The organism is Tepidibacillus sp. LV47 (genome assembly GCF_048381575.1).
GTDB lineage: Bacteria > Bacillota > Bacilli > Tepidibacillales > Tepidibacillaceae > Tepidibacillus.
The window spans coordinates 602,909-625,105 of the sequence record NZ_JBLWIF010000001.1 but is presented as its reverse complement, the minus strand read 5'-3'; the positions used below and the strand labels follow the sequence as shown (position 1 = coordinate 625,105).

The 22,197-nt window shown below is 36.7% G+C and carries 19 protein-coding genes and 1 other annotated feature; of the genes, 10 read left to right on the top strand and 9 right to left on the bottom strand.

Annotation, left to right across the window (positions count from 1 at the left end; genetic code table 11):
* Window positions 1-83: 83 nt before the first annotated feature.
* Window positions 84-539, bottom strand: a complete 456-nt coding sequence (locus tag ACMW72_RS03090; RefSeq protein WP_418367354.1) for a hypothetical protein — start codon at window positions 537-539, stop codon at window positions 84-86.
* Window positions 540-648: 109 nt separating this feature from the next.
* Here ACMW72_RS03090 and ACMW72_RS03085 point away from each other — a divergent pair, with 109 nt between their 5' ends.
* Window positions 649-1,011, top strand: coding sequence for a VanZ family protein (locus ACMW72_RS03085; RefSeq protein WP_418367353.1), 363 nt, complete (start codon window positions 649-651; stop codon window positions 1,009-1,011).
* Between the two features lie 113 nt (window positions 1,012-1,124).
* A complete protein-coding gene (locus tag ACMW72_RS03080) occupies window positions 1,125-1,517 on the top strand; it encodes a YgiT-type zinc finger protein (protein ID WP_418367352.1) in 393 nt (130 codons plus the stop codon).
* A gap of 348 nt (window positions 1,518-1,865) precedes the next feature.
* On the opposite strand, the gene ACMW72_RS03075 is transcribed toward ACMW72_RS03080, so the two are convergent.
* The 3 genes from ACMW72_RS03075 to ACMW72_RS03065 all read right to left on the bottom strand — a co-directional run bounded on the left by ACMW72_RS03075 (window position 1,866) and on the right by ACMW72_RS03065 (window position 6,993).
* Window positions 1,866-3,953, bottom strand: a complete 2,088-nt coding sequence (locus ACMW72_RS03075; protein WP_418367351.1) for an ABC transporter ATP-binding protein — start codon at window positions 3,951-3,953, stop codon at window positions 1,866-1,868.
* 12 nt (window positions 3,954-3,965) lie between these two features.
* On the bottom strand, window positions 3,966-5,720 hold the full coding sequence (locus ACMW72_RS03070) for an ABC transporter ATP-binding protein (RefSeq protein WP_418367350.1): 1,755 nt from the start codon (window positions 5,718-5,720) through the stop codon (window positions 3,966-3,968).
* Between the two features lie 373 nt (window positions 5,721-6,093).
* Window positions 6,094-6,993, bottom strand: coding sequence for a DUF1002 domain-containing protein (locus ACMW72_RS03065; protein WP_418367349.1), 900 nt, complete (start codon window positions 6,991-6,993; stop codon window positions 6,094-6,096).
* Between the two features lie 145 nt (window positions 6,994-7,138).
* Here ACMW72_RS03065 and ACMW72_RS03060 point away from each other — a divergent pair, with 145 nt between their 5' ends.
* The 4 genes from ACMW72_RS03060 (at window position 7,139) to ACMW72_RS03045 (ending at window position 9,413) form a co-directional block, all read left to right on the top strand.
* Window positions 7,139-7,432: a small, acid-soluble spore protein, alpha/beta type gene (locus ACMW72_RS03060; protein ID WP_418367348.1), complete on the top strand. Its 294-nt coding sequence runs from the start codon at window positions 7,139-7,141 to the stop codon at window positions 7,430-7,432.
* A gap of 57 nt (window positions 7,433-7,489) precedes the next feature.
* The gene (locus ACMW72_RS03055) at window positions 7,490-7,915 is read left to right on the top strand and encodes a Fur family transcriptional regulator (protein WP_418367347.1); all 426 of its coding nucleotides are present in this window, start codon (window positions 7,490-7,492) and stop codon (window positions 7,913-7,915) included.
* Between the two features lie 232 nt (window positions 7,916-8,147).
* Window positions 8,148-8,684, top strand: a complete 537-nt coding sequence (locus ACMW72_RS03050; protein WP_418367346.1) for an RNA polymerase sigma factor — start codon at window positions 8,148-8,150, stop codon at window positions 8,682-8,684.
* A 12-nt stretch (window positions 8,685-8,696) separates the two neighbouring features.
* Window positions 8,697-9,413: an anti-sigma factor family protein gene (locus tag ACMW72_RS03045; RefSeq protein WP_418367345.1), complete on the top strand. Its 717-nt coding sequence runs from the start codon at window positions 8,697-8,699 to the stop codon at window positions 9,411-9,413.
* A 345-nt stretch (window positions 9,414-9,758) separates the two neighbouring features.
* On the opposite strand, the gene ACMW72_RS03040 is transcribed toward ACMW72_RS03045, so the two are convergent.
* Together ACMW72_RS03040 and ACMW72_RS03035 are read right to left on the bottom strand one after the other, a co-directional pair.
* Complete coding sequence (locus ACMW72_RS03040) at window positions 9,759-10,091, bottom strand: hypothetical protein (protein WP_418367344.1); 333 nt, start codon at window positions 10,089-10,091, stop codon at window positions 9,759-9,761.
* Window positions 10,092-10,097: 6 nt separating this feature from the next.
* The gene (locus ACMW72_RS03035) at window positions 10,098-12,260 is read right to left on the bottom strand and encodes a cell division protein FtsA (RefSeq protein ID WP_418367343.1); all 2,163 of its coding nucleotides are present in this window, start codon (window positions 12,258-12,260) and stop codon (window positions 10,098-10,100) included.
* A 202-nt stretch (window positions 12,261-12,462) separates the two neighbouring features.
* On the opposite strand from ACMW72_RS03035, the gene ACMW72_RS03030 reads away from it, so the two are divergent.
* From ACMW72_RS03030 to ACMW72_RS03020, 3 genes are all read left to right on the top strand, one after another.
* Window positions 12,463-13,518, top strand: coding sequence for a bifunctional 3-deoxy-7-phosphoheptulonate synthase/chorismate mutase (locus tag ACMW72_RS03030; RefSeq protein ID WP_418367342.1), 1,056 nt, complete (start codon window positions 12,463-12,465; stop codon window positions 13,516-13,518).
* Window positions 13,519-13,783: 265 nt separating this feature from the next.
* Window positions 13,784-14,782: a catabolite control protein A gene (ccpA, locus tag ACMW72_RS03025; protein ID WP_418367341.1), complete on the top strand. Its 999-nt coding sequence runs from the start codon at window positions 13,784-13,786 to the stop codon at window positions 14,780-14,782.
* A gap of 21 nt (window positions 14,783-14,803) precedes the next feature.
* On the top strand, window positions 14,804-15,502 hold the full coding sequence (locus tag ACMW72_RS03020) for a 5'-methylthioadenosine/adenosylhomocysteine nucleosidase (RefSeq protein ID WP_418367340.1): 699 nt from the start codon (window positions 14,804-14,806) through the stop codon (window positions 15,500-15,502).
* 69 nt (window positions 15,503-15,571) lie between these two features.
* Here the strand turns inward: ACMW72_RS03020 and ACMW72_RS03015 are convergent, their stop codons facing one another.
* Both ACMW72_RS03015 and speE read right to left on the bottom strand, forming a co-directional pair.
* The gene (locus tag ACMW72_RS03015) at window positions 15,572-18,529 is read right to left on the bottom strand and encodes a PBP1A family penicillin-binding protein (RefSeq protein WP_418367339.1); all 2,958 of its coding nucleotides are present in this window, start codon (window positions 18,527-18,529) and stop codon (window positions 15,572-15,574) included.
* Window positions 18,530-18,660: 131 nt separating this feature from the next.
* Window positions 18,661-19,521, bottom strand: coding sequence for a polyamine aminopropyltransferase (gene speE / locus ACMW72_RS03010; protein ID WP_418367338.1), 861 nt, complete (start codon window positions 19,519-19,521; stop codon window positions 18,661-18,663).
* 124 nt (window positions 19,522-19,645) lie between these two features.
* Window positions 19,646-19,865: a binding site (T-box leader), on the top strand.
* Window positions 19,866-19,925: 60 nt separating this feature from the next.
* Between speE and tyrS the strand changes: the two genes are divergently transcribed.
* The gene (tyrS, locus tag ACMW72_RS03005) at window positions 19,926-21,179 is read left to right on the top strand and encodes a tyrosine--tRNA ligase (protein ID WP_418367337.1); all 1,254 of its coding nucleotides are present in this window, start codon (window positions 19,926-19,928) and stop codon (window positions 21,177-21,179) included.
* A gap of 204 nt (window positions 21,180-21,383) precedes the next feature.
* On the opposite strand, the gene rpsD is transcribed toward tyrS, so the two are convergent.
* A complete protein-coding gene (gene rpsD, locus ACMW72_RS03000; RefSeq protein ID WP_418367336.1) occupies window positions 21,384-21,983 on the bottom strand; it encodes a 30S ribosomal protein S4 in 600 nt (199 codons plus the stop codon).
* Window positions 21,984-22,197 lie beyond the last annotated feature (214 nt).

Here is a 22,197-nt window from a genome sequence, read left to right as displayed (position 1 = left end):
AACGTGTTCCCGTAAAGAAGAATTTTTAATATAAAAAACCCCCCCCCTTTATTATAAATGGAGGGGGGAGAAAGGCTTTTTTGTTACGCTTTGATTTCCGTATGAATCCAGTTAAAAAGGGTTGCGTGTTCAATTTCATCATGTTGAATGGAATACAGGATATCACGGATATTCGGACAAAAAACCGATAAGTACATTTCTTTATAAAACTCTGCTGCTTTTACTTCATCGATAAAGGCTTTTTGTAATCCATCAAAAAAATGTTGAAATTCAACTTTTTTCGTAATAATCTCTGGCTTATGTCCTGTTAACTGTTTATATAATCTTGTTAGTTTTATGTCATGGACTTTTTCATCAGCTAATGCAGTCTGAACACTATTTCTAGCCATTTCAGTAGGTGCTACTTTTAATAAGCGGGTATAAAGGTCAATGGCGTTTCTTTCGTCTGCGATTGCTTTTTTTAGATCTTCTAGGAATTGAGGAAAATCTTTAAAATACATTAGCTTGGGATCAATCGCAGGATAACTGTACGGATACATCTCATTCCCCTCCTAGGCTATTTTTCTATATAGTCTATGACCCAGCTCTTCAAATGGTTATAAAAAAAATGATAAAATGGGCTTATCTCATTTTGCGGAGGAGATATTGATGCAAAAATGGATTCCGTCAATCATCGTAATGGCTGGAATTTTCTATATGTCATCAAGAACAAGTGCTGAGTTGAATCATATGTTTCCTTTTTTTGAAGATTTAAACTGGGGACATTTGGTTGCGTATTTTATCCTATCGATGACCTTTATGTATGCCTTTGTTGGCAAATTTTCATTGAAAAAATCGATGGTACTTGCCGTTATATTCAGTGTCATTTATGGATTTACCGATGAATGGCATCAAATGTATGTACCAGGTCGAACACCAGATATTCATGATATCGTGAATGATTTTATAGGTGCCACGTTAGGGAGTTTCATCTATTATTTGTGGCTAGTAAAAAAGTTAAAGCATAAATAACATTTGCTTCTTTAACTACCAAGAAGTTACTAAGTACAAATCTCGTCATTTTCGTTACAATGATAGTTGAATGGGTGTTTGACGTTACATAGTTAGGAAGGTGTCTGATACATATGAAAAAAATTTGTACCTGTGGAGCAGAGATGGAAATTACGATTCGAACGGTCTATTTTAAACGGAATATCAAAATAGAAAATGTACCCGTTTACAGTTGTCCAGTTTGTGAAAACCACCAATTACTTGAACAATCGAAAGTGCTTATGAAGGAAATGATCGAAGAATTTGATGAAAGGAAAGAGAAAGATAAAGTTATTCCTTTTGAAGAAAAGTGTGAATTGGGACAACTTCTTGTCATGGCCTATCATCAACAAGAACATCCATACATAGAAGAAACCATTCAGGAAGATGTTCAAGACTTACTAGATGAACTAATGATCGAAGGAGAATCAGAAGAATCCTACCTGACGGAAGAAATTAGGAAGAAGATTGAAAAGTACGTTCATTAGATTTAAAAAGGTAAGAATCCTTACGGGATCAGTTCAGGTTATGGGCTTATTGAAAGAGTTTTTTTATTAGTAGATAAACCATCAGGAAATTAGAGTGACTTTTATGATTCACTGAAAAGATAAAAAATCTTCATGAAGACTTTTACCACTTGGATAAATCATTAGTTAAGGTTATATTCCTGTGAAATTATAAAGAAGAGGTGTTTCCTCACTTTAAAAGGATGTCAAAAATGACATCCTTTTTCTTATTTTTAATTGTTCATTATGCTTGCCAATACGATTGTCAAAATGATTGCCAAAATCAATTTTATACATCTTAACTGGACCAGTTAGAATCCCAACCTTTTTCTATATCGCAATATGGTTCGATGGAAAATCATCCTTGTATTGTAATTGGTAAAGCTTATAATAAAGCCCTTTAAGAGCGAGTAATTCTTGATGATTGCCCATTTCCCTAATCTTCCCTTTATGCAGAACAATGATTTTGTCTGCATGTTGGATCGTGGATAGACGGTGAGCGATAACAATCGTTGTCCTGCCATGAATGATTTTGTTTAGTGCATCTTGGATTAAATGTTCCGTTTCCGTATCAATATTTGCCGTTGCCTCGTCTAAAACCAAAATTGCAGGGTCGAAGGCCAATGTTCTAGCAAAGGCAAGGAGCTGTCTTTGACCCTGGGAAAGGGTTGAACCTCGCTCTTTCACCTCTTCATCATATTTGTTGGGAAGTTTTTCAATGAATTGATCCGCATTGACATACCGGGAAACTTGTTTAATTTCTTCATCAGTAATATCCTTTCGATTCAAACGGATATTAGATTTAATATCGCCTGCAAAGAGAAAGACATCTTGGAGCACGATTCCAATTTGTTTGCGCAATTCATATTTATCCATCTCACGAATATCCATGTCATCGATCCGAATCGAACCTTTTTGAATATCATAAAAACGCCCTAATAGGTTAATGATGGAACTTTTCCCAGCACCTGTAGCACCAACAAAAGCCACCATTTCCCCAGGTTGAATGGTAAAACTTACATCTTTTAACACCCAGTCTTCCCCCTCATAAGCAAACCAAACATGATCAAATTCAATCTTTCCTTTTAATTGACCAATGGGTTTGGGGTGATGGGGATTTGGAATCGTATCTTTTTGGTCCAGCATTTGAAAAATTCGTTCAGAAGAAGCCATTGCCGATTGCATGATGGTATATTTTTCTGTGAGATCATTGATCGGTTGAAAGAAGCGGCGAACATAATCGATAAAAGCGTACAAAACCCCAAATTCCGCTGTACCAGAAATTACATCTTTTCCGCCAAACCAAAGTAAAAGGGCTAAGGTGAGTGAATAGATCAAATCCATGGATGGGCGAAAAATTGCGGCGGTTTTTAACTCTTTCATATTTGCTTGATAATGAGCACGGTTTATCTTGTTAAATTGTTCATATTGTTGTTTCTCCCGATGGAAAATTTGCACAATTCTCATCCCGGAGATATTCTCGTTTAAAGTGGCATTGATTCTTGCTAAACGGGTGCGAACAAGGCGGAAAGCTTCCCTTGCAAGTTTCTTATAGATAAAAGAAGTCAAGATAATGATGGGAATCGAAATGAAACTAAGTAGTGCCAGCTTTACATTTAATTTTAACATGACGATCATAATCCCGAAGAGAATAAAAAAATCTTTAAAGAGATTCACGAGTACATTGGTATACATTTCATTTAGCGCTTCTGTATCATTCGTCACCCGTGTCACTAAGCGTCCTACCGGATTTTTGTCAAAAAAAGATAATGGCAAAGACTGAACATGGGCAAAGACTTCTTGCCGAATCTGAAAAATGATTTTTTGCCCTGTATATTGAAGGAGGTAGATTTGGGCATAGTTCAAGATAAAACTAAGAAGTAAAAGGGCAAAGAATAATCCTCCGATCCGATATAAAGACTCAATATCTTGCTTACGAAACAATTGAAACTCTTCTATTGATAGCTCCTCTGTCACATAGGATTTGCCACCAGAGATAATGGTTGGTTTCCCATTTATGCTTTGTACTTGATAGGCTTGATCCTTTGGTATGACTCCTTGAATAAGATAAATATGGCCCTTAGTTTCAATGATCTGGTAACGAGGAAGCTTTGTTGGAATAGATTTAAGATCTTTTTCCCGTACGAACTCTTTTCCATTAAAAATCACCCCTTGTTGCGGAGCTTCTCCTGGTTGATAGGCGATCATGGGTTGATAAATCCCGTTAATATGATCATCAATGGCAACTTTGATTAAATAAGGTTGCGCCAGTTCAATTGCGGTAATCAATAATAAAAGGATGATCGTAATAAGAATTAAAAAGCGGTATGGCTTGGCATAGGTAAGGAGGCGTTTTAAAAGTTTATGATCTAATGCTTTTCCTAATGCTTCTTCTTCATGAAAATGAATCGACATCATCAATCACATCCTTTAGGCATTTGCTATCATTTCTTCCAGTAATTGTTTTTGGTAAAGGTTATAATATTGTCCTTGTAATCGCAGCAATTCATGATGAGTGCCTCTTTCCACGATTTTCCCTTCATCGAGAACGATGATTTCATCTGCATCTTTGATCGTTGAGATGCGATGAGAAATGATAATACTGGTTCGTTCTTTCATCAATTCTTTAAGGCGCTTTAATATGGCATCCTCTGTTTTGGTATCGACAGCTGATAAACTATCGTCGAGGATGAGAATTCGCGGATTTTTAATAAGGGCACGGGCTAGGGCAATCCGTTGTTTTTGCCCGCCAGATAATGATACTCCTCGCTCCCCGACGATCGTATCAAACTTTTTCGGAAAATCGAGGATATCGTTAAGGATTTGTGCATCCAAAGCTGCCTTCTCTATTTCGGCATCTGTATAAGAATCTAGGCCAAAACCGATATTTTCTTTTATCGTCGTGGAGAATAAAAAGTTATCTTGCGGGACATAACCAATATTTTGCCGCAGTACTTCTAATGGGAAAGCTTTGATATCATGGCCATCAATTTGAATCATCCCTTTATCCACATCATAAAGGCGAACAAGCAAATTGACCAATGTGGTTTTCCCACTCCCTGTATTACCGATGATCGCCAACGTTTTTCCTTGAGGGATATGAATATTGATGTTGGATAATACTTCTTGTTTTTGGTTCGGGTAAGAAAAAGAGAGATTGCGAATACGAATATCTCCTTTGATGTCTGTTAAATTATATTGAACGATTTTTTCGTGATCATAAATTTCCGGTTTTGTTTGGAAGATTTTATTGAGGCGCGCCATTGAAGCAGCCCCTCGTTGCAGAATATTGATCACCCAACCAATGGCCATAATCGGCCAAGTTAAAAGACCAAGATAACTGTTAAAGGCAACAAAATCTCCAAGGGTAATTTCATGATTGATCACCAGAATTCCACCATAGGACAAGTTGACCAATAAACTGATCCCAGAAATGAATTGAACCATAGGATGAAATAGGGCTTGAACTCGTACAAGTTGCATATTTTTATCCACATAATCTAAGTTAGCTTTTGTAAAGTTTTCAAGTTCTGCTTGTTCTTGAACAAAGGATTGAATCACGCGGATTCCAGAGAAATTTTCTTGGACTTTTTCCGTCAGATGGGAAAAAGATTCTTGAGCTTTTCGAAAGCGTTGATGAATGATCTTTCCGAATCTTTCAGAGATCATCGCTATAAAAGGAAGGGGTAAAAGGGCAATAATGGTCAATTTTAACGAAATCGTTTGGATCATCATAAAAATGGATGTTCCAAGTAAGATCAATGTATCAAAAATCATCACAACACCAGGACCTGCTGCCATCCGCACGGCATTAATGTCATTGGTGGCATGGGCCATTAAGTCCCCTGTTTTATGGTGGTTAAAGTAATTTGTCGATAAAGTTTGGAGATGGGAGAAGAGGTCATTCCGCAGTTGATATTCTAATAACCTGGCATTTCCCATGACGTACATCCGCCATAGATAGCGAAAGCAAAACATAAACAAGGCAATAAGCAAAATGAAAACAATGTAAAGGAGAATTTGTTGGGAAGATAGGGTTCCATATCGCAATTCATCGGTAAAAGCACCAAGCAGTTTTGGCATGATCAATTGCAAGGTGTCAACCGCGATTAACCAAACGATTCCCATGATATAACGCCATTTGTGTTTAATAAAAAAGCCTTTAAGTGTAAGGAAATGTTTCATGGAAGCCACCTCTGAGGAAATTTCGCCATACGAAATAATAATATCATAGAATAAATAAAAAAAGACCAACAAAACACCAAAAAGTACTAGCTATGACTAATCTTCATGAATTTCATGTGAATCATTGTATACCTTAAGAGACAGCATATATTCCTTTAAAATTGCAGACATTAAATTACGACGATTCATTAGGGAGGGATGATAAGTTGAAGCCCCATATCATGCGTAAGTCGGCATTTTTGTCTGACAAAGGGATTATTAATCATAATGATGCAGGAATTTATGTGGTCAGGGGATATGGCCACCATTTCCACGAGTAAAGCAAAAAACTCCTTTAAACAAAGGAGTTTTTTGCCATCTTCCCGTATTGATTTTAGCTTAACCAGGACAAAATTTTATCGATGAGGCCTTTAATGAAATTTAATAATTCTCTAAAGAAGGATTTTGCTTCTGGGTTTGCTTGAACAAAGTCTTGGAATTTGGTTTTAATTTGATCTAACCGTTGACTAACCAAATTCCAGTCAATATTGGCGTTTTGTAATTTGCGAACTAAAGAGATTAATGAATTTAATTCTTCTGGACTTAATTGAATTCCTAAGTCCCTTGCAATACGCTCAATCATTTCCCGTAATTGATCATCGTTTAACTTTGCAGTTTGGTTGGCTAATTCTTCTTTAATTCGTTTCATCAATTCAATGGCTTTATCTTTGTCGCCAATGCTATCTGCCAATTGAGCTGTTTTAATCATTTCTTCATTGGCGACTTTTTTTACATCATCACTAATCGGTTTTCCTGTTTTTTGTTCAAAAGCTTTCATAATACCCGTTAAGGCAGCAGTTCCTGAAACAGGGTAAGGTGCAGATACCTTAATCTCAGCATCAGAAATTCCCGCAGTTGTTAATGCACTCACATACATTTCGTTTGTAATCCAGGTAATATTATTGCTTTCAATTTTTAAACCAGAATCTTTTTCACCAAAGGTAATCAAAGAAGATGATATCGCCTTATAACCAATTTTTTGCTTAGGTAAGCTGTCTCCTAAGTATTTATGTTCTTCTTCGTTGGTAACTTCAATGATCTTTGCATCAGGTTTCGCACCAAATTCAGCTAATAATTGTTCCCTTTGTTTTGGAGTAAGATCTTTTCCTAAAGTAACTATTTGTTGCCCTGCATAAGAATCAGCAAATGCGGGTGCAACGCTAATAAGCAAGAAAATCATAATAAATATTAGAATTGCAATGCGAACAAACAGATTTGTTTGTTTTCGTTTCATAGATCGGTTTTCCTCCCTAAATATAATTGTGTCCATCTTACTATTATTCACCTTGTCCAACTTATTATACCAACAAATGTTAAAAAATTTCCTGTTTATGTCCTTCTTTAACTACATATTCTATGAAAAAAAGGAGTTGTTGTAAATGGCTAGAAGAAATCGTAGAAAAACACTGATTCCCCATGCAAAACCAGCTCTTGAGCAATTGAAACGACAAGTCTTAATCAATGACGGTTTGATAGAACCTGATACAGAAGAATCTAATATCGCTCATGAAGTAGCGAAAGAAATCGGTATTCCTTTTAAAAAAGGTTATAATGGGCAATTATCCACCAAAAATGCAGGTAAAATTGGTGGCCAAATTGGTGGAAGAATGGTAAAAGAACTTGTGAAAATGGCGCAAGAACAATTGGCACAAAAAAATCAAGAAAAACTTTGACGAATAAAGTGCAAAAATTTATACTGAATGGTGAACATGCATGATGGGGTGATCATATTGAATGTAGAAGAAATCATGGAAAATTTAAAAAAACAGGGCTATAAAATGACAGAACAACGGAAAGAAATCATTCAATCGATTCTTCGTCAAAATCGCTATGTTTCAGCGAAAGAGATCTTAAATCAAGTTCAAAACCGATTTCCTGGAGTCAGCTTTGATACGATATATCGTAATTTGACTATCCTTTCCGAATTAGACTTGATTGAAGAAACCAATTTTAATGGCGAAGCAAAATACCGAGCGACCTGTGTTGAAGATCACCACCATCATCTCGTTTGTACGAAGTGTGGAAAAACTTTCGTTATGCCCGAATGCCCAATGGATTTATTACAAGGATTGGCAGGGGACTTTAAAATAACGGGTCATACATTCGAAATTTATGGTTTATGTAAAGATTGCCAAGAGGATAAAAAGGAAACTTAAGATCAACTTGAACGTTGATCTTTTTTTATATGGTTTGTATATTCCATAAGCAGCGACTTTTGGGAGTGTATTTATACACGGACAAGGAGAGTGTTGGAATATACAAACCTATTTTTTAAATTTATTATGACGGGGAAAAATTCTAGAAACCTTTTTTTGCGATTTGCGTTAAAATAAAAGAATAGAAAATTTTAATAGAAATAAAAAATACGATAGAAATGGTGAGGAAACAATGGAAAATCAATTCACGTTGAGGAATAAAGTGAATACAAAAGATGAATTTTTAAATCGAATTATCGAACATAGTCATTATTTATATCGTCTTGCTTTGCGATTAACTGGTAACCCTGAAGATGCAGAGGATTTAACACAGGAAACGATGTGGCAAGCTCATCGCAAAGCGGATAAGTATGTCTATGAAAAATCCTTAAAAGCTTGGTTAAGTATGATGATGACCAATCGTTTTCGTGATAAGGTTCGTAAGAAAAGCCTGAAGATAGTGGCGATTGAAGATAATCTTTTATCTCCTAAAACGATCAATTCCTATGTGCCTTCTGTCGAAGAGGAAGTAGAAACCAAGATGACATTAGAAAAGGTGAAAGAAGAAATCGAAAAATTGCCAGAAATCTATCGAAATGTCTTGATTTTAAGACATTTCGAAGGGCTAAGCTATTCTGAAATAAGCAAGGCACTTCAGATTCCAGAAGGTACTGTGAAAACACAACTATTTCGAGCAAGGAAGATGTTAAAGAAGAGACTCTCAGATTAAGGAGCGAAAATCATGTCTTGCAGTCAATATGAACATTTGATTCAAGGATATGTGGATCAAAGTATTACTGAAGAAGAGAAAAAAGAATTAAATGAACATATTTTTGTTTGTGAAAATTGTAGAAAAGAACTACAAGATATGATTAAAGTCGTTAGTTTTGTTGAGGACATCGGCGAAAACTATCATCTTCAGGTTAAAAAGAGAATGAGAAAGTTTAAGTCCTCCTTGTTAGCTACCTGTATGACCCTTTGTAGTGCTGTTGTTCTCGTCTTTTATTATCCTTTTGAAAGTTCGATTTTTAATCTAGAGAGACCTCGTATACAATACAGGAACATTATTTTAGCAGATGAGAATGAGCAGTTGCTACTTCCAGATCATTATGAACTGATGTTTAACGAGCGTAGGAGTAATCAACGGAAGCTTCAATCCATCGTTTCCAATCCATTTGCTGACGATAAAGATTATATCGATATTACTTGGGTCTATCCAAGTGTCTATTCCCATCTACGTGAAGTGGATTTTGATCAACTTAGTGATGAATACGTTTTCATTAATATTCCTGATGAGAAGACATTGCTTCAATTGATTCATTTATTAGAAAAAGAGAATCTTCAAGTTCCCATTCATGTTTCTCATTTTCCTGTATCGATTGCCGTTTACCGTGGCGAAAAAGGAGCTTATTTTAAGGAGTTTGATTTTCCTCGAGAAGTAGATCAAATTCATCATTAATTTAATGGATAAATCATCTTCAATAATGTTACTAAGTAATAAATAGTAATCATCACAAAGGGGACCCTTGCAGGGTCCCCTTGCAACTACTGGTTCACGAATAGGTTTTCTAGCATATTTTCTGGTTTATACCTAATTTTCTATAATTTATGACTGTTGGATACCTTGCTTTATCCATTAACCCAATAATGCACTTAATGAATAAGCACCAGGTCCAATTAATGCGACACCAATTGCTACTGCAAAGTTATAGAACGAATTTAAATTTGAACGATCGGCATAAAAAACTTCCACTAAAGAAGGTTTTGACTATGTCTTCGAAAAGACTTCGATAAAAGTTTTTTATCATCTTTTCTTTAATTCTTTTATGGTTTCTTTTATTGCCTTTTGTACATAATCGACAATCTGTTGAATATCTTTTTTTGTTGCGTTATCAATATGAATTCCCATCAAGACGGATACACTACGATGTAATGATCTCGCTAATAATTCAGCAAATTCTTTTGCAAGTTCTCCTTCTTTATGATGGGGAAGCTCTGTGACTTCAACATGGACTTGATCGTTGTCGATGTAAGCAGTGGCTACAGCACCGATATGAGCAACTCCTCCTGTCACAAGAATAACGAGGTCGTCTCCCATGAAATCATGTCGAATTTGAATTTGATACGGATTCTCCAAAATTCCTCACTCCCAAAATAACTCTAGTTGATCGCCATGTTTAATTGGGGTATGAAACTCAGCGGGTTTTCCATTTATGCGAAGGACATAGCGGCTAGCCCCTTGTGGCATCAAAATGGAAAAATCAATGTAATTGAAAACATCGCTAAAGGTTGGTTGATCCTTGTTCCCAATAATTTCGATGAAACTATCAGGTTCGAGCAAATCATCAAAAGAAGCTTTTCTTTTGTTCATATAGATTTGCATGTCTTTTGGCTGAAGTGTAACAGGTTGTCCATTAAATGTTACTTCGATTTGGAAAAAAGGAAGTAGATGTCTTTCCTGCATTGCTAAGTCACGAATTGTTGGAAAATGGGATTCTTCTTTGCCAAAAGTAATGTGATCCCCATCTGTAATAAAGTCGTCTAAAGAAACCTCTTTTTGATTTCGATAGATTTTTCTTGGTTGATAAAGAATGGTCTTCATTTCACCATTTAAATAGACTTTTATTTCTTTTTTCGAATAGGGGATCGTTGAATAACCAAGAAGAATTAATGCTTCTTCAATGGTCGAAACATGGTAGAAGCGAATGGAATCTCGGTCTTGTATGGGGTTTGAATAATCGACATCAACTCCATTAATTTCTACTAATGGTTTTAAATCGTATTCTTTTCCATCGATAGTAATGTGATAAGGTTGAATGTTTGCTGACAATAATGCTTCTTCTAAAGTTAAAGTAGCGTCTTTCCCATCTGTCCCTGGAGCTACTTCAATGATATCTCCATTTTGAATAGGAGTATCTAGGGTTGCCAACTTTCCATTTAACAGTATAGTTGGAAGTGTACCATATTCACCAGGAAAGATATATAACTTATCGTTGATTTTTACACTTAGAGCCATTCCAGGTTTTCCGAATAAATTCTTCACTTCAATTCCTGAAGCAATGAGAGCATCGCCAATGGTCATCGATTTCATTTCAAAAAGGTGGATCACTTCACCATTTACATGGACTGTAATATATTGAACAGGTTTTTCCCTTGAAGAAATGCCAATGCCAATGGGAGTGACAAACTCAGGCCCTTTTACAATGGAATCTGGCCATTCGATAGGATATTGAATAGCATCAATACTACGAATGGCTACTCGTCTGTCAGGAAGTTGCAGAAGTTTTGCTATTTTTTCTCTTAGTCTAGGTGTTTGACTACCACCACCAATCAGCATAACAGCTTGAGGAGGCTTCCCATTTAACTCAAGAATTTTTTTCGTAATATGTTGAGCTAAATTTTCAATTTCTTGGTCGATTTGATCAAGAATGGTTTCCGATTTGTAATACTCGGTGATTCCCAAGATATCAGTAATGGCAACTTCTTCGACTGTAGATAATTGTCGTTTTATTTCCTCGGCAATATGAAAGTCTAGTAAAAATTGTTGACTAATTGCTTCGGTAATTTCATCCCCTGCAAAAGGAACCATGCCATAGGCAATGACAGTTCCTTCGGCTGTAATGGCAATATCTGATGTTCCTGCACCAATATCTACCAATGCAATATTTAATTTTCTCATCGATGGTGGGATTAAAACATGGATTGCTGCGATGGGTTCAAGGGTTAAAGCTTCCATCTGAAGATCGGCCCTGGTCAAAGATGAAATTAAAGAATCAATGACAACCCTTGGCAGAAAGGTTGCGATAATTTCAACAGAAGCGATTTTTCCTCGTTGATCGATCAAATTGCCAATAATTTGATGATCTAAATAATAATTCACGACACTATAACCTACACAATGATAATGAGTAACATCTTGTTCATTTTGCTTTTCTAAAAGTTTTTTTTGCGCTTGTTGGACAGCAGATAATTCCAACGCTCGAATATCTTCTTTCCGAAGTAAGGGATGCCCTTCGATTGGCAGATCGACTTTGACTCGATAGGTTTTTAGTGAACGCCCTGCAGCGGCAACACAGACCTGATGTAACGGGCCGTTTTTTGCCTCTAATTGCTCTTTGACGTAGCGAATGGTTTCACTAACGGCAACGACATCATGAATCTGTCCATCTAACATGGAACGCTCTTTATGTTCTTTTATTTTTATATCCTGAATATGATATGTACCATCTTCTAAAGGCTCTAAAATCATCCCGATGACACTGCGAGTACCAATATCTAGAGCAAAAATGGGTGTCTGTTGTGTCAATGATTTCCACCTCTTTTGTTATCTTCTATCTATTCTACTTTAGTGTAAAAAATCCTTGTATTTCTGACAATGGAGAATATAAAAGAAATAAAAAGTTTATTTGAAAAAAACTTGTGAAAATTCACGATAGTCGCTCATTGACAGAAAAAAAGGAATGAAGTATAATTCTTGTAATTTTTTAATCAGGAAGGAGATGAGTGAGATGAGTAATCAAGAGTTAGAAGAGTTAAGATCAAGACTTGATACGATCAATCTGAAATTATTAGAATTACTGAATGAAAGAGCTGAGATTGTTCAACAGATCGGCCATCTAAAAACAAAACAAGGGATGGTAAAATTTGATCCTGTTCGTGAACGGGAAATGTTAAATGAATTAGTGAAACATAATCGTGGTCCATTTGATGATAATACGATCCGTCACCTGTTTAAACAAATTTTTAAAGCTTCTCTTGAATTACAAGAAGAAAACAAAAATAATCAACTATTGGTAAGTCGCAAACGACACCCAGAAGATACAATTGTTATGGTTGGAGACGTACCGATTGGGAAAGCACCTGTAATGATCGCTGGACCATGTTCTGTAGAAAGTGAAGAACAAGTCAATACTGTTGCAAAGGCTTTAGTGGAACAAGGAGTAAAATTAATTCGTGGTGGGGCTTTTAAACCAAGAACTTCACCCTATGATTTTCAGGGATTGGGGATTGAAGGTTTAAAGATTCTTCGACGTGTCGCTGATCGATATGGTTTAAAAGTGGTAAGTGAGATTGTCAATCCATCTGATATTGAGATGGCTACCCAATATGTCGATGTGATTCAGATCGGTGCAAGAAACATGCAAAACTTTGAATTGTTAAAAGCTGCGGGGCAAGTGAAAACACCCGTATTGTTAAAACGAGGTTTGGCAGCAACAATTGAAGAATTCCTATTTGCAGCAGAATATATCGTTTCTAGAGGAAATTCACAGGTCATCTTAGTAGAACGGGGAATTCGCACTTATGAAAAATGGACCAGAAATACATTAGACATACTCGCTGTTCCGATTCTAAAACAGGAAAGTCACTTACCTGTATTAGTAGATATTAGCCATTCAGCAGGAAGGAAAGATATTGCCATTCCAATTGCGAAAGCAGCCTTAGCAGCCGGTGCAGATGGAATAATGGTAGAGGTTCATCCTGATCCTGCCGTTGCATTATCCGATGCAAATCAGCAACTAAACTTGGATGAATTTACCAAATTAATGTCTGCACTTCAGTTATAATTCTATTATAATTATTCTCTATATCATAATGCCTTGATGGGAGCTGATCCTTATGTGTCAGCCCCCTTTTTTAACGTATAAGTAAGCCATAAGATTTTGAATCATACTAACAACGGAGTGCGTTGGAATATACAAATCTATGTTTTACTATATTCATGAACAAGGTTTTTTTCGGGAAAAATAAAATGACATAATTGAATGAACTAGCGTTTTATCGTAGAATAACATTAACTTAATCATGAATCTTTTGAACGGAGTGGTAGATATGCCAGTAACCATTTATGATGTTGCAAGAGAAGCTGGAGTATCGATGGCAACGGTTTCAAGGGTTGTAAATGGTAACCCCAATGTGAAACCTGCAACTCGGAAAAAAGTATTAGAAGCCATTGAAAGGTTAGGCTATCGTCCAAATGCAGTTGCAAGAGGATTAGCAAGTAAAAAAACTACAACAGTAGGTGTCGTCATTCCTGATATTTCTAATCCATTCTTTGCAGAAGTCGTACGAGGAATAGAGGACATTGCGAGAATGTACCATTACAACATCATCTTGTCAAACTCTGATAAAAATGTGGATAAGGAACTATCCTTAATTAATACTCTGTTAGAAAAACAAGTGGATGGTTTGTTGTTTATGGGAGGGGAAGTAACAGAACAACATTTGAAAATTTTTAAAACAGCTACTGTCCCCATTGTTTTGGCAGCTACAAAAGATCCTATGCAGATGTTTCCATCAGTAGATATTGATCATTATCAGGCGGCAAAAGATGCGGTGAAAGCATTTATTGAATCGGGGCATCAAAGGATTGCTTTAATTTCGGGCCCTCTTACAGATCCGTTAACGGGTTTAGCTCGTTTTGAAGGGTATAAAGATGCACTAAAAGAAGCTGGTATTCCGTTTAAAGAGGAGTATGTAAGAGTGGGAAATTACCGTTATGAGTCGGGAATGGAAGCGATGAAATTCTTTTTAGAGCTTGCTGACAAGCCGACTGCAGTATTTGCAATCAGTGATGAAATGGCGGTTGGAGCTATTCATGCCATCCAAGATAAAGGATTAACCGTCCCAGATGATATCGAGGTTCGAGGTTTTGATAATATCCCAATCGCCTCGATGGTAAGACCGCTATTATCTACTGTAGCTCAGCCCCAATATGATATTGGAGCAGTGGCGATGAGATTTTTAACAAAACATATGAATGATGAACCAATTACGGAACAGAATGTGATTTTGGCCCATGAATTAATCGATAGAAATTCAACGAAATAAAAATCTTCTAGGGGGAAAAAGATGAAAATCGGGATTATTGGCGCAATGGATGAAGAAATTGAGTTATTTAAAGAAGGAATGAGTCACTTACAACAAAAAGAAAAGGCGACAATTCGCTTCTATGAAGGGGAATTAAATGGAAAACCTGTCATCCTTTGTAAATCAGGGATAGGTAAAGTGAATGCTGCGGTCACTACTCAAATCTTAATCGATGAGTTTAAGGTAGATCGAATCATTTTTACAGGAGTAGCTGGTGCCTTGCATCCTGAGTTAGAAATTGGCGATATTGTCATCTCAACAAAAGCTCAGCAACATGATGTAGATGTTACAGCATTGGGCTATGAAAAAGCAATTATTCCTGATCAGGAAAAATCAGTGTTTGAAGCGGATGAAATACTGATTGAACTCGCAAAGAAAGCAAGTGAAAAGATTGGCGAAGGGAAGGTCGTTACTGGACTAGTTTTATCTGGTGACCAGTTCATTGCTAATCATGAACAAGTAAGGGAACTTTACGAACAATTTGGTGGTTTATGTACAGAAATGGAAGGGGCTGCAGTAGCCCAAGTTTGTTATATGAATCAAATTCCGTTTGTGATTATTCGTTCCATGTCAGATAAAGCAGATGGATCAGCACATGTGAATTTTGTGCAGTTTACAAAACTTGCCTCCAAACAAAGTTTCAAAATAGTGGAACAAATGCTGAAAATGATGGAAGAATAGTCATTAAATAAAGAAAAGCCTATTATGGTTCGACCATAATAGGCTTTTTTCATGAAATTGATAAGCTTCTTATTCTTTTAAATTAAGTTCAATCATATCACTTTGCGTTTTTCCATTCTTATTTTCAGCTACTACATAATAGTAAGTTAATTTATTCTTTGGATTTATCGTAGTACTATTCTTTATTCCCTGATAAATCAAATCAAATTTTCCATTTTGAGATGTACTGGAATAAACATAATACTTTATCACTTGATCTTGATCAGGATTAGGATTCCATGACAAGACCAAACGCCCCCCTTGGGAACTTACATTTAATCCAGTTGGTTTTTGAGGTGCACCATTAGGATTTGGATTTGTTGGGTCACCAGGATTGTTTTCTGATGGAGGTTCTGTAGGCTGGGGTTCTAGTTTATTGCCAGCAATCTCTGATGGACTTGATTCTAAGCCAGCCACATCTACAGACGTAACATAATAGGCAAACTCTTCTGAAACAGATGCAGATGGATCGATAAAGGTATATTGACCAGGGCTATTTGTAGTTTGGCGAACAACTCCAATTTGATCAAATCCAACTCCACCAGCTGATGCACGATAGATGCGATACCCTACAATGTTTTGATTTGTATTTTTATTCCATGAAATTATATTTCCGTTAACAGAAACATGACTTGGAGGTGCTGGGGTACCATTCGATGTTCTTGGATCTTGATTTTTTGGCAATTCTTTTTCATAATCTAACGGTCTTGATTTTCCGGCAGGTATCTTATACGGTTCACGAATAATAAAGATACCTGTATCTACGAATTCATTTGGGGTTTCTGGTTTCGCAAGATATGTCGTATTGTTAAATTGGATGATTCTTGCTTCAGCAAGCCCATCTTCCATTTCGGATGGAACATATTTTTGGTTAAACCAATCGGTAACGAGATATCCGCCCCTTTTTGTCAGGTCGTTTGGCAGTTTACCTGAAGCACTGGAGACCGTCATCCGTATAATCCCACTTGGTTTTTCAAATCGTGCATTGCTTGGCGAAAGTGTTGGGTCAGCTTTAAATATGGCCTGCATCAATCTTCCCCAAGTAATTTGTGGAATGCTATGGGGTTTAATTGGATGGGGCAAATCATAGCCAGTCCAAACACTTAATGTAATAGATGGCGTAAACCCTACAAACCATAAATCTTTGTCATCATTAGTCGTACCTGTTTTTCCAGCAACATCCCGTCCACTTACATATTTATGAGCGGTTTTCCCTGTACCATCAGTCATCACTGTTCTTAGCATATCTGTAATGAGAAAAGATGTTTGAGAACTAAATACGACTTCTGGCTTTGGTTCATGTGTATAGATCACTTTGCCATTACGATCTGCAATCTTTTCAATCACATAAGCATCCATATGGGTACCGCCATTGCCAAAGGTGGAATAGGCGCTAGCCATTTCTTCCGGAGAAGCTTCAAGACTACCAATTGCAGCTGCTCCTCCTTGGCCCATAAATCGCTTTTCACTCATTTCATAGCCTAGCTTTTTATAAAATTCGTAAGCTTTTTCTGTTCCTACCATTTGATAAACTTTCACAGCAGGGATGTTATAGGATTTATTCAGAGCTTCTCTTGCTGTGATACGACCATGATATTTTCCATCATAATTGTTTGGTTCCCATTTTTGATTTAAAGGAATATCATCAATGGGTGTCGCTGGTTGAATTTTTCCCAGTTCCAGCGCAGGTGCATAGTCGAGTACAGGTTTAATGGAAGATCCAGGTTGCCTTCTAGCGGTAGCATGATTGACTTGATAATTTTCAAAATCACGTCCTCCGACAAATCCTAAAATCGCCCCTGTTTTATTATGAATTAAAGTTGCACCAACTTGTAAAAGAGCATTGGTTACTTTCTTTTTCTTTCCATTACCATAGTCAAAAGTATACGATATTGGACGTGGAAAATATTTGCTGTTATTGACAACCTCATTCATGGCTTCGTAAATCTTCTTATCCAAAGTGGTGTAGATTTCATATCCACCCGTTACAAGTTCTTGTCTTGCATTTTCAAGGGCATCGTCATATTCAGGTGATTCTTCATTGATTCCACGGCTCTTTAGAATGGCTTTTGCCGCTCTTATTTCAATATCCTGCATTAGATAGCCATATTTATTGGTCTCTTTTTTAGGGGATTCGCCTTGAAAATGGGCTTTAATATCATAAGCCATTGCTTCATCATATTGTTGCTTCGTGATAAAACGTTCTGTTAACATCGCTTTTAAAACCAATTCTTGGCGTTTTTTTGCAAGTTGATAACCTTCTTCATCAAATCCATTTTGATTAAATGCAGAATAAGCAGTTGGTCTTTGAGGAATTCCTGCTAAATAGGCAGCTTCGGCAATATTTAGGTCTTTGGCATCTTTATTAAAATAGCCTTTGGCTGCAGCTTGAATTCCATAGACGTTTTTTAGATTTGCTGCTTTCCCAAACGGGATTTTATTTAAGTAAGCGGTAAGAATCTCGTCTTTTGATAAGACCCTTTCCATTCGTAAAGCGAGTAAAATCTCTTTTATTTTACGTGAATAGGTTCTTTCTAAGGAATAAAACGTATTTTTAGCTAATTGTTGCGTAATAGTACTACCACCTGTTTGTACTTCACTGCCTGTTAATTGTTGAAATGCAGCACGAGCAATCGCTTTTAGATTAATCCCATTATGATTGCGAAAATCTCTGTCCTCAATGGCGATAAATGCATTTTTTACATTGTCGGAAATTTGATCATAAGGTACGAATACACGAACCTCATCTGTTCGAAAATCGCCAATCTTTTCTCCATTTGCCCAAAAAACGGATGAAACGAGATTGTTTTTAAAGACTTGATTGCGGATTTCTTCATCATTGCGTACCGGTTCATCTTTCACAACCGCAGCAACATAGCCTGCAGCTGTTCCAATTCCTAGGAAAATCATCACAAAAACAGCAATAAGCCCATATTTTAAAAAGAGCTTCGAATATCGTTTTCGATTAGGCAATTGACTTTGCGTCATATGCAATTCCCCCTTCATGAGCAGTATTATATCACAAACTTGTCTTACTTTTGTTGGTAGATTTAACGTTAAAAAAAGACTCTCCCCTTTATCAAACGCTTTTGCGAAAAAGGGAGAGTCATTTTCATGCTTTATATCTCGTTTAATTTACGACGAACAAACTCAGGGAGATAAAAACTTTTATGTAATATCTCTTCATTCACATAATTGGTTTGTTTATCAAACGGCTTTTGGACTAATTGATTGTATTTCTTTGATCCTAAAGTAAAGCTCCATAATCCTCCAGGATAAGTAGGAACAGTCGCCATATAGAGAGAGGTAAACGGAAAAAGACTTCGAATATGTTTATAAGTTTGTTTTAGAACATCAAAATGAAAGATGGGAGATTGACTTTGGCAAACCATAACCCCGTCATCTTTTAAGGCTTGGTAAATATTTTGATAAAAATCATACTCAAATAATTGTTTCGCTGGACCTACTGGATCAGAGGAGTCAACAATAATTACATCATATTCGTTTTTGCGATTTTTGACAAATTCCACTCCGTCTTGGTAAATAAATTGGACTCGTGGATCAGAGAGATTTCCAGAGACTTCAGGTAGATATTTCTTACAAGCTTGTACAACCAGCTCATCGATTTCGACTAAATCAATTTTTTCTACTTGATCATATTTGGTAACTTCTCGTGCTGCGCCTAAGTCCCCGCCGCCGATAATTAATACCCGCTTAGGATGAGGATGAAAATGAAGAGGAATATGGGTAATCATTTCATTATAAATATAACCGTCCATTGAGGTGGTTTGAACCACACCATCAAGAACGAGCATGCGTCCAAAATCGTAAGAATCGACAATCATTACTTCTTGAAACGGAGATTTCTCTTGATAGATAATCTCCTTAATCCGATAACTTAGTTTTAGATTTTCCCGTTCATCTTCGGTAAGCCAATAATCACCATTTTCTTTTTTGATGTAATTGGGTAATTGTTTCATTTTCGACCTCCTGTAATGGGATTTAGTTGCTTGAATCGTTTCCTATTGTAACAAAATTTACTTATCTTATCCAATTTGCGCTAAAAATATTTTTATGTTATAATTTTTCAAAACTTATGAGGAAGAAAAAGTAATGAAAGTGGCAAGTAGGCTTTCTGGATTTGCTTTCAGAGAGCTGGTGGACGGTGCAAACCAGTACAACAGGAGAGCCGAATTACCCACTTGAACTGAATAGACGAAATATAAGTAGTCTATTCCGGCGCCCACCGTTATGAAAATGAGGAGAATAGAGGAATCTATTCTTAAATTAGGGTGGTACCACGTATCTAAACCACGTCCCTAAGGGAAGGGATGTGGTTTTTTTGTGAAAGTAATCAAAAGAGAATCAAGTGGAGGTAGAAATGATGAAAGATGTGGAATTAACAAAAGAACAGCAAGAAGAAATAGAACGACAATGGGCGATTTTAAGCCGAGGAGTTATGGAAATCATTCCTGAAGATGAATTTAAACAAAAGATTGCAAAATCTATCGTTGAAAAAAAACCGCTAAAAGTAAAATTAGGTCTAGACCCCTCAGCCCCAGATATCCACATCGGGCATACGGTACCTTTACAAAAACTAAGACAATTCCAAGAATTAGGCCATATAGTGCAACTGGTGATTGGTGATTTCACCGGGCAAATCGGCGATCCAACGGGAAAATCGGAAACGAGAAAACAACTGTCTCCTGAACAAGTGAAACAAAATGCAGAAACTTATGTAAAACAATTATTTAAGATCCTTGATCCCCAAAAAACAGAAGTTAATTACAACAGTACTTGGTTAGCACCTTTAACTTTTGCTGATGTTGTGAATTTAGCTGCAAAAATGACAGTAGCGAGAATGTTAGAAAGAGATGACTTTGAAAAACGCTTCCGTGCCAATCAATCCATCAGCATTCATGAATTTTTCTATCCTCTGATGCAAGGGTATGATTCTGTAGCCTTACATTCCGATATTGAGATCGGCGGAACCGATCAAAAGTTTAACTTATTAATGGGAAGGCATTTGCAAAAAGAATTTGGGCAAGAACCCCAGGCCGTTTTAATGCTACCATTAATTGAAGGTCTTGATGGTGTGCAAAAAATGAGCAAGAGTTTAGGGAATTATATTGGAATTGATGAAGCCCCCAATGAGATCTATGGCAAAGCGATGTCTATCCCTGATGAATTAATGGCCAAATATTATCAATTAGTCACCGACCTCCCACATGAGGAAATCGAGAGAATCGTAAACGGCCTTCAAGATGGAACCATCCATCCAAGAGATGCGAAGATGAAATTAGCCTATACCCTTGTTAGAATGTATCATGGGGAAGAAGCGGCAAAAGAGGCTGAGAATCATTTTAAGACTGTATTCCAAAAACGGGATTTACCCGCTGATATTCCTGAGGTAACCATAAGTCAGGAGCAATTAGAAAATGGTCAAATCTGGATTGTAAAATTATTAGTTGAACTTGGTTTAGTCCCAACAAATGGAGAAGGACGTCGGATGGTTCAGCAAGGAGCAGTCAAGGTGAATGGGGAAAAGTGGGAAGATGTAAATGCGAATATCGCTGTAGAAGACGACATGGTTATTCAAGTTGGGAAACGCAAATTTGCGAAGATCCGCTTGGCTTAAGCTCCCATTCAAAACATAAACTGGCTTGTATGTTCTAACGTTGTTCCTAACCTTACGGCTTTCTTAAATAAGGTCGGTAGGAAAGCTCGCTCCAAAGAATCTGCTTATGGAACATACAAGCCAGTGATACGAAATGACTGATGAAACGTAATGTATGCAAAAAAAACATCCAACGATAAGTTGGATGTTTTTCCTTTAAGAAGATTATCTTGAATAGAACTCGACGATCAGTTTTTCGTTGACTTCTTGTGGTAATTCAGAACGTTCTGGTAAACGAATCAACTTTCCTTCCATTGCTTTTTCATCATAAGTTAAGTAATCGGGGAGATAGTTACGATCTTCAAGGGCTTCTTTAACGATTAGAAGATCACGGCTTTTCTCACGAAGACCGATCACGTCACCAACTTGTACTCGATAGGAAGGAATATCTACCTTTTTCCCATTTACAGTAACATGACCATGATTCACCAATTGACGTGCTTGTTGGCGAGTACGTGCAAACCCTAAACGATAAACTAAATTATCTAAGCGGGTTTCAAGTAAAATCATAAAGTTTTCACCAACAACACCATGCATTTTGCTTGCTTTTTTAAATAGGTTTGCAAATTGTTTTTCGCTTAAACCATACATGTAACGAAGCTTTTGCTTTTCGTTTAGCTGTAACCCATATTCGCTTAATTTTTTTCGTTGACCTGGACCGTGCTGTCCTGGTGGATAAGGACGCTTCAATTCTTTTCCTGTACCACTTAAAGAAATACCAATCCGACGACTGAGTTTATATCTTGGTCCTGTATAACGTGACATGTAAAACAATACCCCTCTCAAATAGAATTATGAAAATGTCTATCAGACGTGGCTCACTTTGTGATCACATAGATTGGGATAGCTTCAAACTATGCTCTTATAAGCAAAAATCAGCCGCTGGCTTATAAGTACAAAATGAGCGAGGGTGTACACGTCATTGTAAGTTTACAATGATAAAGCTATCCAACATCACAAGTTATATAATAAAACTTTT